The organism is Pseudomonas sp. NPDC086278 (assembly GCF_050280905.1).
Classification (GTDB): Bacteria; Pseudomonadota; Gammaproteobacteria; order Pseudomonadales; family Pseudomonadaceae; genus Aquipseudomonas.
In genome coordinates, this window is record NZ_JBNNWE010000007.1 from 89,072 (window position 1) to 105,634 (window position 16,563).

The window sequence follows — 16,563 nt, forward strand, 5'->3', positions numbered from 1 at the left end:
ACCATCGCACAAAATTAAGGAACCAGAAATTCCTTGGTTTACGGTTTGTTGAAGCGAAGCTCGAACAGAGAGTTGCGGCGACGAAACAGGTGCGGCGGAGCGATCCTCCAGGCCGTGCCCGGGCTTGATTTCCCACAGCAACTTTTGACGTCGGGGCCGTTGCATTGAATGCCGGCCCGATGTCCCGGCTAAAGGTGTATTCGATCATGACTCAACAGTTCGACATCCCGGCTTCGCAGACCTTCGAGCACCCTGGGCCAAACCCGGTAACTGCCCCTGTCAAAAAAACCTTCAAACAGACACTGCGGCCTCTGCTGATTGTCGGTTTGCCGCTGATTTTCGCCGTGCTCGGCTACGCCCGTTATCAGGCGGGCGCGGCGATCATCTCCACCGATAACGCCTACGCCCGAGTGGCCAAGGCATCGATCAACGCGCGGATTTCCGGGCAAGTGGTCGAGATCGCGGTCGAGGACAATCAGCCAGTCCACAAGGGGCAGATGCTGTTTCGCATCGACCCAAAACCGTTGCAGATCGCCGTCAACCGCGCCGAAGCACAACTGAGCGTGGCGCGCCTGCGGATCGATGGCCTCAAGGCCAGCTACCGCCAGCAGCAGGCCGAACTGCAATCGGCCAAGGAGTCCGCCGATTTCGCCCAGCGCGAGTTTGCCCGCAAGAAGGCACTGGTAGCGACCGAGTTTGTGTCGCGAGCGATTTACGAGCGTGCCGACACCGATCTCAAAGTGGCACGGCAGCACATCGCATCGATCGAACAACAGATCGCCAGCACCGTCGTTGCCTTGAACGGCAATCCCGATATTGAAGCCGACACCCACCCGACAGTCCGCGAAGCCAGGGCGCAACTCGATGAAGCGCAGCTCTACCTGTCGTATACGACCGTGTATGCGCCGGACGACGGCATCGTCGCCAAGGTCGACGATTTGCAGGTCGGCAACTACGTCAACAGCGGCGCGCCAGCCTTTGCGCTGTTGTCTGCCCGGGAGATCTGGGTCGAGGCCAATTTCCGCGAAACCGACGTCACCCACATGCGCCCCGGCCAGCAAGCCACGGTCAGCATCGACACCTACCCCGATCACCTGTTCAAGGCCCACGTCACCAGCATGAGCCCCGGCGCCGGCTCGGACTTCGCCTTGCTGCCGCCGGAAAACGCCACCGGTAATTGGGTCAAAGTGGTGCAGCGCGTGCCGGTGCGGCTCGAGCTGGACGAGAGCGATCCGGCGCTGCCGCTGTTCTCGGGCACCAGCGCCACGGTCAAGGTCGATACCGGTTACCGCACGCCGTGGTGGCACCCGCTCAAAGCGCTGTTGACCGCAGGTAACTCCTGATGAACGCGACCCTTGCCGGGCCTCAAGGTCCGGGGACGTTAAGGTTCGCCGCGTTGCTCGCGACCTACATGCAGTCAACGAATTTGCCGTTGCCCAATGCGGTGCTCCGGCTCATCCAGGGCAGCCTGTCGATGACTGACGATCAGGCCGGCTGGATTTTCACCGCTTACCTCGCGGCGAGCGCTATCACGATGCCGATTGCGCAATGGCTGGCCGGCAGCTTCGGCTTGAAGCGGGTTTATCTGGCTGCGCTGGCCGTGTTCGTCCTCGGTTTGCTGCTGGCGACCGAGGCCACGACGCCGCTGCAATTCGTCGGCGCGCGCATCGTTCAAGGGCTGGCGAGCGGGGTGTTGGCGCCGCTGTCGATGGCGATTGCGCTGGAGACCTTGGCATTGGAACAACGCGCGAAGTTTGGCGCGACCTGGACCGCCGTCGTGCTGTTCGGCATCGTCAGTGGCCCGAGCATCGGCGGTTGGGTCGGCGAGCATTTCGGCTGGCGCCCGATCTTCTACCTCAGCCTGCCGCTGTCGGCGTTCATCTTGCTGGTGATGGCGCTGTTGCTGGCCGAGAAGAAAGCCGAAAAGCGGCCGTCGTTCGACTTCTTCGGCTTCGGCAGCTTCACGCTGGGGTTGATCAGCCTGCAAATGCTGCTCGACCGTGGTCAGCGCCTGGACTGGTTCGCCTCGACCGAAATCTGGCTGGAAGCCATCGGCTGCGCACTGGGTTTTTATTGGTTCGCCGTGCACGTGCTGACCTCCAAATCGCATTTCCTCAATAAGCGCTTGTTCAAGGACCGCAACTTCGTGCTGTCGACGGTCATTTTCTTCGCCGTGGGGTTCGTGCTGTTGTCGACCATGGCCCTGACCTCGCCAATGCTCGACGAAATTCTCGGTTATCCGCCGGATATCACCGGCTCCCTGACGATCCCGCGTGGCGTCGGGCTGGTCGGCGCGTTCCTGTTGATGGGCCGTGTGCCTGAGCGCTTCGACCGTCGCTGGTTCGTCGCGGCCAGCGTGGTGGTGGTGATTTACGCCAACTGGCTGATGCTCGGCTATTCGCCGTTGATGGACGGGTCGCCGGTGGCGGTGGCCGGTGCGATTCAGGGCATTGGCATCGGCATCCTGATGCCGTCGCTGACCAAGGTCGCGTTCAGCACGCTCGACCCGCTATTACGCGCGGAAGGCACCGGCCTGTTCAATCTGTCCCGGGTCTACGGCAGCACCCTGGGCGTGGCGATTGTGCAGTTGTTTTTCTTCAACAACACGCAAGCGATGCACCAGGCGCTGGCCAGCCACATCACGCCTTACAGCGCGGCGCCGATGTCGCTGCAAGCCCTGGCGGGGCTCAACGAAATGATCACGGGCCAAGCGGCTTTTATCGCGGTGGTCGACCAATTCAAGATTCTGCTGTTCGCCATGCTGGTGGTGAGTCCACTGGTTGTCTTTCTTCGCAAGCCCGTTGCGGTCCGCTAGTTTTCGAGGAGTTTGCCCATGAAATCCCCTGCGCGCTTCATCAACAGACAACGGCTCAAGACTGCATTCGGTGCGGCGTCGGCCCTGGTACTGCTGAGCGCTTGCACCGTCGGCCCCGACTATAAAATGCCGCCGCCGAGCCGGTCGCAGCACTACGATCAACAGGCCGAACAGCGTCTCGGCCAGAACGGCAATATCGACCTCGGCAAAAAGGTTCGCGGTGATTGGTGGACGGCGTTCCAGTCGCACAAACTCGACAGCGTGGTGCGCCGTGCCATCGAGGGCAACCTTGAATTGGTGGCTGCCGACGCGACCATTCGCCAAGCCGCTTCCTCGGTCGCGGCGGCGGAAGGTGCGCTGTATCCGCAGGTCGATTTTGGCGCCCAGGCCGGTCGTCAACGCACGCACAGCGGCAAAGAACCTGCCGTCTCCAACTTCTATGCCATCGGGCCGACTGTCGGTTTTGACCTGGATGCATTCGGCGGCAACCAGCGCCTGGTCGAACAGCAGCAAGCCTTTAGCACCTTGCAAAAACATCGCTATGACGCTGCGTACCTGACGTTGACCGGCAATGTCGCCCGTCAGGCGTTGCTGGTGGCGTCGGCCAACGCGCAGATCGCGGCGGTGGAAAAGCTGCTGGCCAACGACACGCAGAACCTCGACCTCGTGCGCATGGCGCACAGCAATGGCAGCACCACGCAGATCGACGTATCGCTGGCCGAGACGCGGCTCGCGCAGGACCGCACATTGCTGCCGCCGCTTGCGCAACAGCGTGATTCGGCACGGCATGCGCTGTCGATTCTCACGGGCAAAGGCCCCGGTGACTGGAGCGCGCCGGACTTCGATTTTGCCGAGTTCGTGTTGCCGTCCAACGTGCCGGTCAGCGTGCCGTCGGAACTGGCCCATGGCCGGCCCGACGTGTTGCAAGCCGAAGCGCAGCTGCACATGGCCAGCGCTGCCGTTGGCGTCGCCACCGCCAATCTTTACCCGCACGTCACGCTGTCGGCGTCGCTGGCGCAGGCGGCGTCCGGCAATGGCGGTGCGGCGCTGTGGGGGTTGGCGGCAGGGCTGGCGGGGCCGATCTTCGATGGCGGCACGCTGAAGGCTGAACGTCAGGCTGCCGTCGAAGGTTACAACGCGACACTCGCCGGTTATCAGCAGACGCTCATTCAATCGTTCGGCCAGGTCGCCGATTCGTTGCAAGCGATCAACCATGACGCCGAGCAAGCCCTCGCGCAGGAAGATGCGTTGCGCGCGGCCGACACCAGTTTGCGTTTGAACCAGCAAGCCTACGCCCAAGGTGAAAACAGCCTGCTTCAGGTGCTGGAAGCGGAGCGTGCCTACGAGCAGGCGTTGCTGGGGCATATCCGCGTGAAGACCGATCAGTACCTCGACACGGTGCGGCTGTACGTGGCGCTGGGTGGCAACGCCGTCGGCGCGTCCGAGCAGCGTGTTGCCAGCCGCGACGTTCAGAAACCTGCGTATCAATAACCCTCGAGCACTGGAGTAGAGCGATGACGTACGAACAATTTCACGATGACCTTCGCGAAACCAAATTCCCGCTGATCCACGGCTCGGGCGCGCTGCCGGCCGTGGGTTTCGGCACGCTGTTTCGCGACCTCAGCGTCACCACCCAAGCGGTCAAGGACGCGCTGGACGCCGGCTTCCGCCACTTCGATTGCGCCGAGCGCTATCGCAATGAAGAGCAGGTGGGCGTTGCCTTCAAGGACGTGCTGGACGCGGGAACGCTGCGCCGCGAAGACCTGTTCATCACCACCAAACTGTGGAACACCAACCACCGTCCCGAGCGCGTGTTGCCTGCCTTCGAGGCCAGTTGCCGTCGGCTTCAGGTGGATTACATCGACTGCTACCTGATCCACACGCCGTTCGCTTTTCAACCCGGCGACAACCAGGACCCGCGAGACGCCGAGGGCCGCGTCATCTACGACGACGGTGTCACGTTGATCGAGACGTGGCAGGCACTGGAGCGGCTGGTGGACGAGGGCCGCTGCAAGGCCATCGGCTTGTCGGATATTACCCTTGAAAAGCTGCAGAAAATTGTCGAAGTGGCACGGATAAAACCTGCGGTCGTGCAAGTCGAGTCCCACCCTTATTTGCCGGAATGGGAGCTGCTGGAGTTCTGCAAGCAGCAGGGGATTGTGGTCCTTGCGTTCGCCCCGCTGGGCCACGGCATGCAGCCGAATGTGCTCGAAGAACCGGTGATCACCCAGATCGCCCGGCGCTTGCGGAAAACCCCCGCGCAAGTCGCGCTGGCCTGGTCGGTACAGCGCGGGGTCGCTTTTCTGACGACGTCTGCTACACCGAGTCATATCCGCGAAAACATTGATATTTCGACCTTGCCGCAACGGGCCATGGTGGAGATTCAGCACGAGATTGCCACCCGGATTCGCTTCAACTCGGTGGTTGAAACCGGCGTGCCGGGGTTCATTGCGCGCAAGCCGTAAACTTCGACCCGGGGGCGGTCTATGGTTGATCGCCCTTTTTTATCGCCCAGAGGTGAGCACGATGGATGTTTTGCAGACCCTGCGCTGCTTTGTCGCCGTGGCGCAAAGCGGCAGTTTTACCGCAGCGGCCGAGCTGTTGGACACCACGACAACCAATGTGTCGAAAGCGGTCTCCAGCCTGGAAGCGCGGTTGCACACGCGCCTGATCAACCGCACCACCCGGCGCCTGGCGTTGACCGAGGCGGGCCTGCGTTACCTGGAGCGAAGCGAGCGGATTCTTGAGGATATCCGTGAGGCTGACGAAGAGGCGGGCACCGCGCAGACCCAACCGGTGGGCCGGCTGAAAATCCACGCGATGTCTGCCGTCGGCAACCATTACGTGATTGACGCGATTGCTCAATACCGCGAAGTGCATCCGTCGGTGATGTTTGATTTGACGCTGACCAACCGGCTGCCGGATTTGCTCGAGGAGGGCTATGACATGTCGATTGTGCTGGCCCGCGACTTGCCCGATTCGGGGTTTGTCGCGCAACGGTTGGGCATCACCTACAGCATTCTTTGTGCGTCGCCGGCGTATTTGCACAAACGCGGACACCCCGACTCTCCGGGGGCACTGGCTGGACATGACTGTCTGAAAATCGTCAACACGGTGATGCCGGTGGAAAACTGGGTGCTGGAGGGGCCGCAAGGCGTGGAGACGGTCACTATTGCGTCGTCGCCGTTCCATATCAACACCGCCGACGGCATGACCGTGGCGATAAAAAATGGCATGGGCATCGGCATTCAACCGATAGCGTCAGCGGTCGAGGGGCTCAGAAACGGCACCTTGCTGCGGGTGTTGCCCGAGCATCATCTTGAGGAACTGAATTTGTACGCGATCTACCCGTCGCGAAAATTCGTCGACGCAAAAATAAAAACCTGGGTGGAATTTCTCAAACAGTCCATTCCGGGGGTGTTGGCGTCCGATGAAACAGTCGTCGGCTCAGCGTAAAAAAACAGCGGTTCAAACGTGATGGAGTGTCGACCCTCCATCGGCTTGCCAGGTTTCAACCATTTGAACAACCGGTGCCCATGACCTGGTATTGGAGGATGTGGCGTTGACCGTTGGAATCCTCGTAAGTCATCCGGGCGGGAACCGGGCCGCATTCGTTGGCGATGTCCGACACGGCAATGACTGTGCGGATGTCGAGAGTTTTCCCGTAGGCGTAGCTTTCAACCGGTGCCTGACTGGCTTCGGTCGCTGAGTCACCGTCGTCGGCGAAGGCGGGTGCGGCAATGCCGCCCAGGGTCAGAAGCAGCGCAATGGTTAAGGTTTTCATGGTGTTCACCGTCTCGTTGTGTGGGGTTTGCCGTGTGAGCCCGTGACGCTTTGCTCATTCGGTAGAGACGATGCTAGGGGTTTGACGGGGGCTCAAATAGCGTCCGGCTGGACAAACACTGTTGACAAATTCTGCATGAATCAAGGGCTTGCACCCGGCTCAATCACTCATGCCGTGTTCAAGCGCGATGTCTTGCGCAGGCATTTGCGTGAATTGACTCGTAATCGAGCGCGCGGTACGCAGGTTGTCCGTCGCTCGTCACCTTGGTACGACTCAAGAAAAGCGCTGGCTGGCCGATATTCAGATCACCGAATTCAATAATGGGTCTGCTCATGTCTATCTTGCCTAGCCGCATCGCCGGAAGAATGACACTGGGCATTCTGTGCCTGTTGACATTGACAGCGCTGGCCATTTTTTCCGTGATGACGCTAGGCGGGAAACCCGAGCTGATAGCGACTGGCACCGAGGCGGCAGAACAGTCGGCCAGTGCGATTTCTCGCCAGTTGGTGTCGCAGCTGAACCGCATTGAAGGCACCACGGTGGCGATGGCCCATCTGGCTGAAACGCTGCCGCACGATGAAAGCCTGGTGAAGGCCAATTTCCCTCATATCATCGACAGCCAGGGCGACGCGGCCATCGCTGGCGGGGGCTTGTGGCCTGAACCCAATGCGTTTGGCCCCGGCATTGAGCGCCGCAGCTTCTTCTGGTCGCGCAATGCGAGCAACACACTCGATTATTCCGACGAATACAACGCCGCTCAGACCGCGCCTTATCACGCGGAATCCTGGTACGTGAGCGGCAAGACTGCGCCCCTGGGGCATTGCGTCTGGTCGGATGTCTATCAGGACCCCGTCAGCGGCGTGGCCATGACCACCTGCAGCGTTCCTTATCGCGCCCAGGGCGCTTTTGCCGGTGTCGCGACCATCGACCTGAAGCTCGATGGCCTGGCCGCGTTTCTCAAAGCCAAGGGCAACGTGACCGGTGGCTATGCCTTCGCGGTCGACCAGGCGGGCAACCTGCTTTATTTCCCCGATGCGAACAGCACCAAAGGCTTGCCGACGGTGGCCGGTTTGCTGCAGGACAATCCTTGGCTGCAGCCGATTTCTGCCGCGCTGGCGAACAAATCGACCGCACCGGTCACGCTCTTTCTGCCGCACGACGCCCGCCTCAATGGGCCGGCCTATGTCACGCTGGAAACCATGGAAGGAACGGGGTGGCGTGTGGCACTGGTCACGCCGGAGGATCGTGTGGTTGGCCTGGCCAATCAACTGACGGCGCAGATTCTGTTTTGGCTGTTGCCGCTATTGGCCATTCTGCTCGGCCTGGCCTGGTTGGCCGGTAAGCGCCTGATTGACCAGTTGCAGGAGACCACCACGCAAATCGAACGCCTGGGGAGCGAGGGGCAGATCAGCGCGGAGCTTGAGATCCGTCGTGGCGATGAAATTGGCGATCTGCGTGGCGCGGTCAACAGCTACACCCGGTCGCTTCGCCAGATGCTGCGGCGCATATCGGATGAGTCGGAGTCTCTGGAGCGCCAGGCCAACGAGCTGGCGACGCTGTCTAGTCGCCTGGCTGAACGTGCGGAAACGCAACGTGAAGACAATGCCTTGCTCGCCACGGCCGTGACCGAGATGGCCGCCAGTGCGGGCGAGGTGGCGCGCAATACCACCGACTGCTCGGGTACCGCGCGCCTGTCGCTGGACGAGGCGCAAAAAGGGCGAGAGCAGGTCAACCGCAACAGTCAGTCCATCGAGGGGCTGGCAGGTGACATCGCCGGCGCGGCGGAAGCGATTACCCGGTTGGGTGGCGATATCGAAAAGGTCGGCGGGGTCTTGGAGGTGATCAAGTCGATTTCTCAGCAGACCAACTTGCTGGCGCTGAACGCCGCGATTGAAGCCGCCCGCGCCGGTGAGCAAGGTCGAGGCTTTGCGGTCGTCGCCGATGAAGTGCGCATCCTGGCCGGTCGCACCGAGAACTCTGCCAATGAAATCCAGGACATGATCAGCCATTTGCGGCACGAGTCGAAGAATGCGGTGACGACCATGCAAAATGGCGCGCAACGCACGCTCGAATCGGTACAGGAGGCATTGATCGTTTCCGCCACGCTCGGCACGACCGTCAACAGTTTTGATGACATCGTCCAGCGCGCCAGTCAGATTGCTGTCGCGGCGCAGCAGCAAAGCCATGTGACCCACGAGATCAACGAGCTGGCGGTGCGTATCCATACCGCCAGCGAGGACGGCGCGCGCGATGCCAGTGTGCTGCGCCAATTGGGTCAGGACATGCAGTCTGTTTCGACCCGGCTGGGTGCCTTGAGTCGCAAGGGCGCAACCCAGTAGACGCAGGCATACACCCCACCACTGGCGACTGGACGGACCAGCGCCGGGCTGCGTTACGGCATCAACCGCTGGACTTACAACCTCGATGCGTTCGCCCAGTCCAGGCAACGTTCACCGGGCACGGGCGTGAATGCCGATGGCAGCTTCAACGGCAACTACATCACTGAGGGTTCGGCGGACGCGCAGTACGGCGACGTTCCGGGTTACGTGACCTGGAACGTGCGCAGCGGGTATGACTTCGGGCCGCAGCTGTCGAATCTGAAGCTGGGTGAGACAGACCTGTGGCGAGGGGGCTTGCCCCGTTCGGCTGCGCAGCAGTCGCATACTCTGCGTTGTTGCCAGATTCTTTTGGGGCCGCTACGCAGCCCAACGGGGGCGAGCCCCCTCGCCACAATTTAAACCTTCAACACTTTGCCGCCGATGGCCACGGCCACCAGCAATAGCGCCATCAACCCGAACGCAAAACTCAAACTGCTGCCATGGGCGATAAAGCCGATTACCGCCGGCCCCGCGAGAATCCCCGCATAGCCCATCGTGGTGACGGCCGGCACGGCGATGTGTTCGGGCATGACTGTCTGATTGCCGACGGCGGTGTACAGCACCGGGACAATGTTCGAGCAGCCGACCCCGAGCAATGCATAGCCGAGCAGCGCCGCTTCCCACGCCGGGGCCAGTGTCGCCAGCATCAGGCCCCCAGCGGCCGTCAAGCCGCCATACACAATCACCCTCGTAGAACCCAGGCGCCGGACAATCCGGTCGCCGGTCAAGCGTCCGATGGTCATGGTCAGTGCAAACGCGGCGTAACCCAGGCCTGCGTACGCGGTATCCATCCCGCGTTCCTGCGCCAGAAACACTGCGCTCCAGTCGAGCGCCGCGCCTTCGGCCAGGAACACGATGCAGCACATGCCGCCAATAAACAGCACGATGCCATGCGGCACGGCGAATGCCGGGCCGCTGCTTTCACGACCATAGGGCAACAGGTGCGGAGTGGCTTTGAGCAAGGCCAGCATCAGCACCACAACCACCACCAGCATCGCGCCCAACGGCGAAAGCCCCAGCCCGAGCAAGGCACTGACGCCCGCCGCGCCGACGATCCCGCCCAGGCTGAACAAGCCATGAAACCCCGACATCATGTTCTTGCCGCTGGCGCGCTCGACGATCACCGCTTGCAGGTTCACCGTCGAATCGACCGTGCCAAGCCCGGCACCGAAGATGAACAACGTGGCGATCAACGCCGGCACCGACGACACCGTCGCCAGCAACGGCAACGCCGCACAAATCAGCAAGGTGCCGCCGACCGTCACCCGCCTGCAACCGAACCGCGAGGCCAGTATCCCGGCCACCGGCATCGCCAGGATTGAGCCGATGCCGAGGCTCAACAGCAACAAACCGAGTGTCCCTTCAGCCAGCCCGGCGCGGGCCTTGGCGTAAGGCACCAGCGGCGCCCAGGCGGCGATGCCTAAACCGGCGATGAAGAAGGCGATGCGGGTGGACATCTGCTCCAGCCGGCCGGGGACGACAGGCACTGAAGTGTTGAGGGCAGTCATGAAAAATCCTTGGCGTTGCGGGTTGCTGACAGAAGGCTGGGCAACATCCTTGCATATCAGGCAGCGTCCCGCGACCTTGACGATTTTTCACCGCGCTGGAACCGAGTGCCCCAGATACGTCTCGCCGGGCGCCTCACTGCTCGCGCAGATTGATCCATTCAGCATTGAAGGTTTCGAATACACGCGCACTGCCGGTATTCAGCCTGGCGTTGCCATCCCCCATGGCGTTGCTTCCATCGCAGGAGCGGCACGACTGAGGCCCTTTGTTGCGGTCTCTGAGGAACAGTGGCTCATGGTTTGTCACCAGCGCGTCGACCGTCGTTGCATCTGCGGTTCTTGACCGACTTTCGTCCGCGTCAGCCTTGCGCGGCGTGATGTTTTGTTCGGTGATGGCTGCGCAGCACAGTGCCAGGGCAACCAGCAAAGTCAGCAGGGAGGTCCGTTTCATGACCTGCCTCCGAACGCGATTCAGGAGTTTCACTCTGGGCGGTGCTCGAAGACTTGTCTGCTGTCAAAAATGACAGTTTTGCAATTTTTTTTGAAATAACAGTCGTGAGTTTTATAACTGAATATCTTGCGGGTTTTGCCCCCGTTCGCATAACGCCCGAATAACGGGGTCACGCACCTCCATCAGGTCGAACAGTCCCAGCGCCCGCAGGGCCGGCAACGCCTGCAGGATGTCCAGGGTCGCGACAGCGCGTTGACTCTCGGGCGTGCAGGGATCGATCAACATTCGGGCATTGATCAGAAAGGCCCCGACCGTACCTTTACGCACGGTAGTGCCATTGAATGGGCCGTGGTCGAGATGGTCGGGAAGCAGGTCTTCGGCGCGCATGGTTGAGACTCCAGTGAAATGAGTGCCCAGACTAAAGCGCAGTTGATGGCTAAACTGCGCTATCCAGGTCATTCGATACTGTGAAACTGCCAATGACAAAACCGTTGATATCGACTGAACAAGCGCAAGCGGCCACGGGGCCAGTAGTGATTGTCGCCATCCAGAACAGCAGCGTTGCGCGGACCCGTGCAGCGCACCGCCATGGTCGCGGGCAATTACTGGGGGCTCGGCAAGGGCTGTTGTCGGTAGAGGCGGCGGCTCACCACTGGGTCGTGCCCGCCACCCACGCGGTGTGGATTCCGCCCGACTGCCTGCACGGCTTGCGCTCCCACGGTCCGTTCCACGGCTGGAGTGTCTACGTGGCGGCGCCGGCCTGTGTCGGTTTGCCCGAGCAGCCTTGCGTCATCGCGACCTCGGGCTTGCTGCGCGAGGCTGTCGACCGCGCCGCGACCTGGAGCGGGCAGACCCTTGACGAGCGACAAGCGCGGATCGCCCAACTGATTCTCGATGAAATCGCTGCGTTGCCCACCGAGCCCTTCGGTCTGCCACTGCCGCTCGATCCGCGCTTGCGCCGCATTACTGCGGCGCTGGCCGACCACCTCGCCGACACCCGCTCGCTCGCGCAGTGGGCGCACTGGGGCGGTGTGTCCGCGCGAACCCTGGCCCGGCGTTTCGTCAGTGAAACGGGATTCTCCTTCAGTCAATGGCGTCAGCGCGCACGCCTGCTGCGGGCCCTGGAATTACTCGCCGCCGACGTGCCGGTGACGACGATCGCGCTGGACCTTGGCTACGAAAATGTCAGCGCGTTCATTGCCATGTTCCGTCGCGCGTTTGGCGTGACGCCGGGACGGTATTTCCTCGCCGGACGTTGACGCCTGAAGTACGCGCCCCATTCAGCGCCAGTGCGGTGGCGTGTGCGGCGTGGCGGGACAGGCTGTTTGGTACGGCGCGGTTGATGGGGGATTTCGAGATTGCTTTCGCGAGCAAGCCCGCTCCCACAGGTTAACCACGCGCCATCAGAAAACGCGGTCAACCTGTGGGAGCGGGCTTGCTCGCGAAGGGGACATCCCGTTAAACCTGGATCTCAGCCCAGCTCACTGAACTCCACCACCGGCATCGTCCGCTTCATCAGCACCTTGCCATTGCGCACCGAATACAGCGGCAAGCCCTGACTGCGAATGACCTCGTAGTCACTGTCCGCCGACAGAATCAGCAAATTCGCCGGCCGTCCGCGCTCCAGCCCGTAGCGGTCGCCGAGGTTCATCGCTTTGGCGCTGTTATCGGTGACCAGGTCCAGCGCACTTTGCAGGTTGCGATAGCCGAGCATGTGGCAAATGTGCAGACCGGCTTCGAGCACCCGCAAGATGTTGCCGTTGCCCAGCGGATACCACGGGTCGACGATCGAATCCTGGCCAAAACACACGTTCATCCCCGCTTCCAGCAACTCGTTCACTCGCGTCACGCCCCGGCGTTTCGGGAAATTGTCGAAGCGCCCTTGCAGGTGAATGCTTTCGGTCGGGCAGGAGACAAAACTGATGCCCGAGTGCCCGAGCAGGCGAAACAGTTTGGCGCAGTAAGCGTTGTCGTAAGAACCCATCGCCGTGGTGTGGCTGGCGGTGACGCGCGACCCCATGTCGCGGCTGCGCGCTTCCTCCGCCAGCACTTCCAGAAAGCGCGAGTGCGGGTCGTCGGTTTCGTCGCAATGCACGTCCACCAGGCAACCGGTACGTTCGGCGAGGTCCATCAGGTACTTCACCGAACTGACGCCCTGGTCGCGGGTGTATTCGAAGTGCGGAATGCCGCCCACCACATCGGCGCCCATGCGCAGCGCTTCCTCCATCAGCTCACGACCGTTGCGATACGACTCGATGCCTTCCTGCGGGAACGCGACGATCTGCATATCGATCAGGTGACGGCTTTCCTCGCGTACCTCCAGCATGGCCTTCAGCGCGGTGAGTTGCGGGTCGGTGACGTCGACGTGGGTGCGTACGTGCTGGATGCCGTGGGCGGCGAGGGTCCGGATGGTTTTTTTGGCGCGGGTCTTGGTGTCTTCTTCGGTGATCGTCGCCTTGCGCTCGCCCCAGCATTCGATGCCTTCGAACAGCGTGCCGCTCATGTTCCAGCGCGGCTCGCCAGCGGTCAGCGTGGCGTCGAGGTGGATATGCGGCTCGACGAAGGGCGGCACCACCAGATTGCCGCCGGCGTCGAGGTCTTTGGGGCCCAGGGTCGGGGCTTCGGTCTGACGGGCGATGTTGCTGATCAGGCCGTTTTCCAGGTGCAACTCATGCAGGCCTTCTTGGTTGCGCAGGCGGGCGTTGATGATGTGCATCAGGCGATCCTTTGGTTTTGTAACGGAGCGGGGGCGTTTTGGAGCGATGACTCTACGTTAGCGCGGCAGTGGCAATCCTTGCCAGTGGCAGATGACGAGCGCCGACACGTCCGCAGTGGATCGGGTTTACGGGTTTTGCTTCAAAGCAAAAACCTCAGCAACGCCGCGACAATCGCCTCGGGCGCATCTTCCTGAACCAGATGCCCGGCATTGGCAATCGGGTGAAACTGCGACCCCGGCATCAGCTCATGCAGCGCCCGCCCGCGTTCGATGGGAATCCACTGATCATCCTCGCCCCACAAGATTTGTACCGGGCAACGGAGCTGTTGGTACAGGGCTTCAACCTCGCGGGTATAACGCTCATCCATCTGCGCGATCTGCCGATAAAACGCCGCTTGCCCCGGCTCCCCCAGCCACGGCTGTACATAAGCGGCGAGTTCTTCAGCGGAGATGTCGCGCTTGATCGCCCCGCGAATATAGGCCGGCACAATGGCCTTTTGAATGTAGTCCGGGACGCCGCTGAACGCTGCTTGATGCTGGCGCACATGCTGAACGAACGGTGAACCCCACGGCGTCAGCGCCACCGGATCGATCAGTGTCAGGCTGCGGTAATCCTTGCCGTTCAGCAGGTGCGCGCGCAACGCGGTGGCGCCGCCAAAATCGTGGGCGACCACGTCTGGTCGCTCCAGCCCCCAGTGATCGAGCAGATGCGCCAGAAGATCGTTCTGCACGCCCAGTGACACATCGCCGTCGATTTTCTCGGACTGGCCATAGCCCAGCAGGTCGTAGTAATGCACGCGGTGTGTGGCGATGAAATGCGGCGCGATCCGGTGCCACACAAAGGACGAGAAGGGTGTGCCATGCACAAACACCAGCGGCGGGCCGTCACCGTGGACGGCGTAGTGAATGCGGTGCCCGTTGAAGCGGTATTGGCGGTCCAGCAGCCAGTCAGCCATGTGCGTGTCCTTTTGGCGGGGGCGAGCCAGAAGAGCATAGGCATAAAAAAACCACCGCTGAGGGTGGTTTTCCATATCACTGACGAAACGCATTTCTCTTGTGGGAGCGGGCTTGCTCGCGAAGAGGGAGGGTCAATTGACATCTTTGTTGCCTGACACGCCCTCTTCGCGAGCAAGCCCGCTCCCACCCTGGTTTTGCGTTGTCTGTGGGGTTGGCTTACTCGCCGTGGTAGATGCAGCCGCTGGTGCAGGTCTCGTGGATGCGGATCGCGCTCAGTTCCGGCAGCAGGGGCTTCAACTCGGTCCAGATCCACTTGGCCAGCACTTCGCTGGTCGGGTTTTCCAGACCGGGAATGTCATTCAGGTAGTTGTGGTCCAGGCGCTCGTAGAGCGGCTTGAAGATCGCCTTGATTTCCGAGAAGTCGCGGATCCAGCCAGTGTGCGGATCGAGGTCGCCGCTCAGGTGAATCGCCACTTTGAACGAGTGACCGTGCAAGCGACCGCACTTGTGACCATCGGGCACGTGGGGCAGGCGGTGGGCGGATTCGAACGTAAATTCCTTGAAGATTTCCACAGTGATTTTTCAGCTCTGTCAGGTGGCGATCGCCGCGGCGATGTGGGCAGGCGGCGAGTTTACCAGAGCGGCGGGCAAAACACTGACTAAAGGGTCAGCAAGCGCTCGCCGAGGCGACCATTGGCGGCCAGTTCGAGGAACTCGTCCCCCAGGCGACGGCTTTCATCCATCGCCGCGCGCCAGTATTTCTGGCGGCTCGGCGCATCGCCCATGAAACGCTTGAAATCGTTACGGTCCGGCAGTTTGCCGTAGGGCAGACGCGCCAGGTATTGCTTCGACGGCGCCAACAGCAGGACATTCTGCAAACGTGCGGAGCACGCGCGGCGCCACGGTAGTGTCTTGTCGAACCAGCCGGGAATCACCCGGTCGGTGAAATGCGGATAGAGCACGATGTCATCGCCGCTGTAAGGCAGGTCCAGGTGATAGTCGAGCAACCCGCCATCGCGGAACGTCCCCGCACCGGCCCCGGGCAAATCCCGAACGCCTTGCATGACCATCGGAATCGAGCCCGAGGCGAGCAGGGCCTGGCGCAGGTTGCCGGCGTTCAGCGCGACGAAGCGCGACGGGAAATCGGTCAGCGCGTTGACCGGCGGCGCCAGGCGCGGGTCGTGGATGATCAGCCGCTCGAAATGCCGCGACAGCCGCGCGCGACCGCGCAGGTTGTCGGCAATCACCGACGACAGGCCCAAACCGAGCCGGCCGCGATGGTCGTCCGCCAGCAAACCGTGGCTTTTGACCACCATGATGTTCAGTCGGTAATGCGTGTTGCTCAGGATCGCCGCGTCGCGGCCGTCGAGCAGTTCATCGAGCATGCGCTGCGAACTCTGGCTGATCTGCGCCATGGTCACGCCCTTGGCGAAATTCTGCTCGGTGTAGAGGTGACCGAGCCGGCGGATGCCTTCGGCGGCGTCCGGCAAGCAGGCGCTGGCGAAGCGCCAGGAACCGACCGACGCACCAATCAGCGAACGCTCGCGCGGTGCCGTTGGCAGCCATTCGCCGAACAACGCCAGGTCCAGACCTTGAATCCCCAACGCCTTCGGCCCACCGGCGGCACCGGGCAGGGTGCCGACGTCGGCGGCGCTCAAGCCGTTTTCACGGATGCGCGCGAAGGCACGCGGGCCGGCCTTGAGGGTCAGGGAGGGGAACTTGATGTGGATAGCGGTCATACCGGGTCTCGATAAAGGGCAAGCGTGCGGATTATAGCCATGCACGGTCAGTGTGGCAGCGGGCTTGCTCGCGAAGGGGGCGCCTCAGTCAACATCAATTTGGCTGAGACACCGCCTTCGCGAGCAAGCCCGCTTGTGTCTTGGGCAGGGGATAAACTTTGGGGTGAGAGGGGTGGATGGCAAGCTGTGAGTCCGCGGTGCTTGAAGCACGTGTGGGA

Annotated in this window: 15 protein-coding genes and 2 pseudogenes; 9 read left to right on the forward strand and 8 right to left on the reverse strand. The window is 61.9% G+C overall.

The annotated features are described in order from the left end of the window. Positions 1-206: 206 nt before the first annotated feature. The 5 genes from ACQKP4_RS04135 (at position 207) to ACQKP4_RS04155 (ending at position 6,271) form a co-directional block, all read left to right on the forward strand. The gene (locus tag ACQKP4_RS04135; RefSeq protein ID WP_427630672.1) at positions 207-1,343 is read left to right on the forward strand and encodes an HlyD family secretion protein; all 1,137 of its coding nucleotides are present in this window, start codon (positions 207-209) and stop codon (positions 1,341-1,343) included. Beyond that, a complete protein-coding gene (locus ACQKP4_RS04140) occupies positions 1,343-2,815 on the forward strand; it encodes a DHA2 family efflux MFS transporter permease subunit (RefSeq protein ID WP_427630674.1) in 1,473 nt (490 codons plus the stop codon). The genes ACQKP4_RS04135 and ACQKP4_RS04140 overlap by 1 nt, the downstream gene beginning before the upstream one ends. Positions 2,816-2,833: 18 nt before the next feature. After that, entirely contained in the window at positions 2,834-4,306 is a 1,473-nt protein-coding gene (locus ACQKP4_RS04145; RefSeq protein WP_427630676.1) for an efflux transporter outer membrane subunit, read from the forward strand. A 23-nt stretch (positions 4,307-4,329) separates the two neighbouring features. Beyond that, complete coding sequence (locus ACQKP4_RS04150) at positions 4,330-5,280, forward strand: aldo/keto reductase (protein ID WP_427630678.1); 951 nt, start codon at positions 4,330-4,332, stop codon at positions 5,278-5,280. A gap of 61 nt (positions 5,281-5,341) precedes the next feature. Next, complete coding sequence (locus ACQKP4_RS04155; protein ID WP_427630680.1) at positions 5,342-6,271, forward strand: LysR family transcriptional regulator; 930 nt, start codon at positions 5,342-5,344, stop codon at positions 6,269-6,271. A 55-nt stretch (positions 6,272-6,326) separates the two neighbouring features. On the opposite strand, the gene ACQKP4_RS04160 is transcribed toward ACQKP4_RS04155, so the two are convergent. Then, positions 6,327-6,599, reverse strand: a complete 273-nt coding sequence (locus ACQKP4_RS04160; protein WP_427630682.1) for a DUF2790 domain-containing protein — start codon at positions 6,597-6,599, stop codon at positions 6,327-6,329. Positions 6,600-7,021: 422 nt separating this feature from the next. On the opposite strand from ACQKP4_RS04160, the pseudogene ACQKP4_RS04165 reads away from it, so the two are divergent. From ACQKP4_RS04165 to ACQKP4_RS04175, 3 genes and pseudogenes are all read left to right on the forward strand, one after another. Then, positions 7,022-7,765: pseudogene (locus ACQKP4_RS04165) on the forward strand (cache domain-containing protein); the annotation flags it as partial. A gap of 465 nt (positions 7,766-8,230) precedes the next feature. After that, positions 8,231-8,938, forward strand: coding sequence for a methyl-accepting chemotaxis protein (locus ACQKP4_RS04170; RefSeq protein WP_427630700.1), 708 nt, complete (start codon positions 8,231-8,233; stop codon positions 8,936-8,938). Between the two features lie 39 nt (positions 8,939-8,977). After that, a pseudogene (locus ACQKP4_RS04175) lies at positions 8,978-9,208 on the forward strand (hypothetical protein); the annotation flags it as partial. Between the two features lie 125 nt (positions 9,209-9,333). On the opposite strand, the gene ACQKP4_RS04180 reads toward ACQKP4_RS04175, so the two are convergent. From ACQKP4_RS04180 to ACQKP4_RS04190, 3 genes are all read right to left on the reverse strand, one after another. Then, positions 9,334-10,485: an MFS transporter gene (locus tag ACQKP4_RS04180; RefSeq protein WP_427630684.1), complete on the reverse strand. Its 1,152-nt coding sequence runs from the start codon at positions 10,483-10,485 to the stop codon at positions 9,334-9,336. Positions 10,486-10,618: 133 nt separating this feature from the next. Further along, positions 10,619-10,933 carry a hypothetical protein gene (locus ACQKP4_RS04185; protein WP_427630686.1) on the reverse strand — a complete coding sequence of 105 codons (315 nt, stop codon included), beginning with the start codon at positions 10,931-10,933 and terminating at the stop codon, positions 10,619-10,621. A 111-nt stretch (positions 10,934-11,044) separates the two neighbouring features. Next, positions 11,045-11,320, reverse strand: coding sequence for a hypothetical protein (locus ACQKP4_RS04190; protein WP_427630688.1), 276 nt, complete (start codon positions 11,318-11,320; stop codon positions 11,045-11,047). 92 nt (positions 11,321-11,412) lie between these two features. On the opposite strand from ACQKP4_RS04190, the gene ACQKP4_RS04195 reads away from it, so the two are divergent. Next, positions 11,413-12,192, forward strand: coding sequence for an AraC family transcriptional regulator (locus ACQKP4_RS04195; RefSeq protein WP_427630690.1), 780 nt, complete (start codon positions 11,413-11,415; stop codon positions 12,190-12,192). A gap of 212 nt (positions 12,193-12,404) precedes the next feature. Here ACQKP4_RS04195 and codA read toward each other — a convergent pair whose 3' ends face one another. The 4 genes from codA to ACQKP4_RS04215 form a co-directional block, all read right to left on the reverse strand. After that, complete coding sequence (gene codA / locus ACQKP4_RS04200) at positions 12,405-13,649, reverse strand: cytosine deaminase (RefSeq protein ID WP_427630692.1); 1,245 nt, start codon at positions 13,647-13,649, stop codon at positions 12,405-12,407. A gap of 140 nt (positions 13,650-13,789) precedes the next feature. Then, complete coding sequence (locus ACQKP4_RS04205; protein WP_427630694.1) at positions 13,790-14,605, reverse strand: alpha/beta fold hydrolase; 816 nt, start codon at positions 14,603-14,605, stop codon at positions 13,790-13,792. A gap of 217 nt (positions 14,606-14,822) precedes the next feature. Further along, positions 14,823-15,179, reverse strand: coding sequence for a 6-carboxytetrahydropterin synthase QueD (queD, locus tag ACQKP4_RS04210; protein ID WP_201190933.1), 357 nt, complete (start codon positions 15,177-15,179; stop codon positions 14,823-14,825). Positions 15,180-15,265: 86 nt separating this feature from the next. After that, entirely contained in the window at positions 15,266-16,345 is a 1,080-nt protein-coding gene (locus ACQKP4_RS04215) for a patatin-like phospholipase family protein (RefSeq protein WP_427630696.1), read from the reverse strand. Positions 16,346-16,563: the final 218 nt, after the last annotated feature.

Bases quoted from the DNA above. Each gene is read 5' to 3' on its own strand.
- ACQKP4_RS04135 (WP_427630672.1), top strand. From the start codon at position 207: ATGACTCAACAGTTCGACATCCCGGCTTCGCAGACCTTCGAGCACCCT.
- ACQKP4_RS04140 (WP_427630674.1), top strand. From the start codon at position 1,343: ATGAACGCGACCCTTGCCGGGCCTCAAGGTCCGGGGACGTTAAGGTTC.
- ACQKP4_RS04145 (WP_427630676.1), top strand. From the start codon at position 2,834: ATGAAATCCCCTGCGCGCTTCATCAACAGACAACGGCTCAAGACTGCA.
- ACQKP4_RS04150 (WP_427630678.1), top strand. From the start codon at position 4,330: ATGACGTACGAACAATTTCACGATGACCTTCGCGAAACCAAATTCCCG.
- ACQKP4_RS04155 (WP_427630680.1), top strand. From the start codon at position 5,342: ATGGATGTTTTGCAGACCCTGCGCTGCTTTGTCGCCGTGGCGCAAAGC.
- ACQKP4_RS04160 (WP_427630682.1), bottom strand. From the start codon at position 6,599: ATGAAAACCTTAACCATTGCGCTGCTTCTGACCCTGGGCGGCATTGCC.
- ACQKP4_RS04170 (WP_427630700.1), top strand. From the start codon at position 8,231: ATGGCCGCCAGTGCGGGCGAGGTGGCGCGCAATACCACCGACTGCTCG.
- ACQKP4_RS04180 (WP_427630684.1), bottom strand. From the start codon at position 10,485: ATGACTGCCCTCAACACTTCAGTGCCTGTCGTCCCCGGCCGGCTGGAG.
- ACQKP4_RS04185 (WP_427630686.1), bottom strand. From the start codon at position 10,933: ATGAAACGGACCTCCCTGCTGACTTTGCTGGTTGCCCTGGCACTGTGC.
- ACQKP4_RS04190 (WP_427630688.1), bottom strand. From the start codon at position 11,320: ATGCGCGCCGAAGACCTGCTTCCCGACCATCTCGACCACGGCCCATTC.
- ACQKP4_RS04195 (WP_427630690.1), top strand. From the start codon at position 11,413: ATGACAAAACCGTTGATATCGACTGAACAAGCGCAAGCGGCCACGGGG.
- codA (WP_427630692.1), bottom strand. From the start codon at position 13,649: ATGCACATCATCAACGCCCGCCTGCGCAACCAAGAAGGCCTGCATGAG.
- ACQKP4_RS04205 (WP_427630694.1), bottom strand. From the start codon at position 14,605: ATGGCTGACTGGCTGCTGGACCGCCAATACCGCTTCAACGGGCACCGC.
- ACQKP4_RS04215 (WP_427630696.1), bottom strand. From the start codon at position 16,345: ATGACCGCTATCCACATCAAGTTCCCCTCCCTGACCCTCAAGGCCGGC.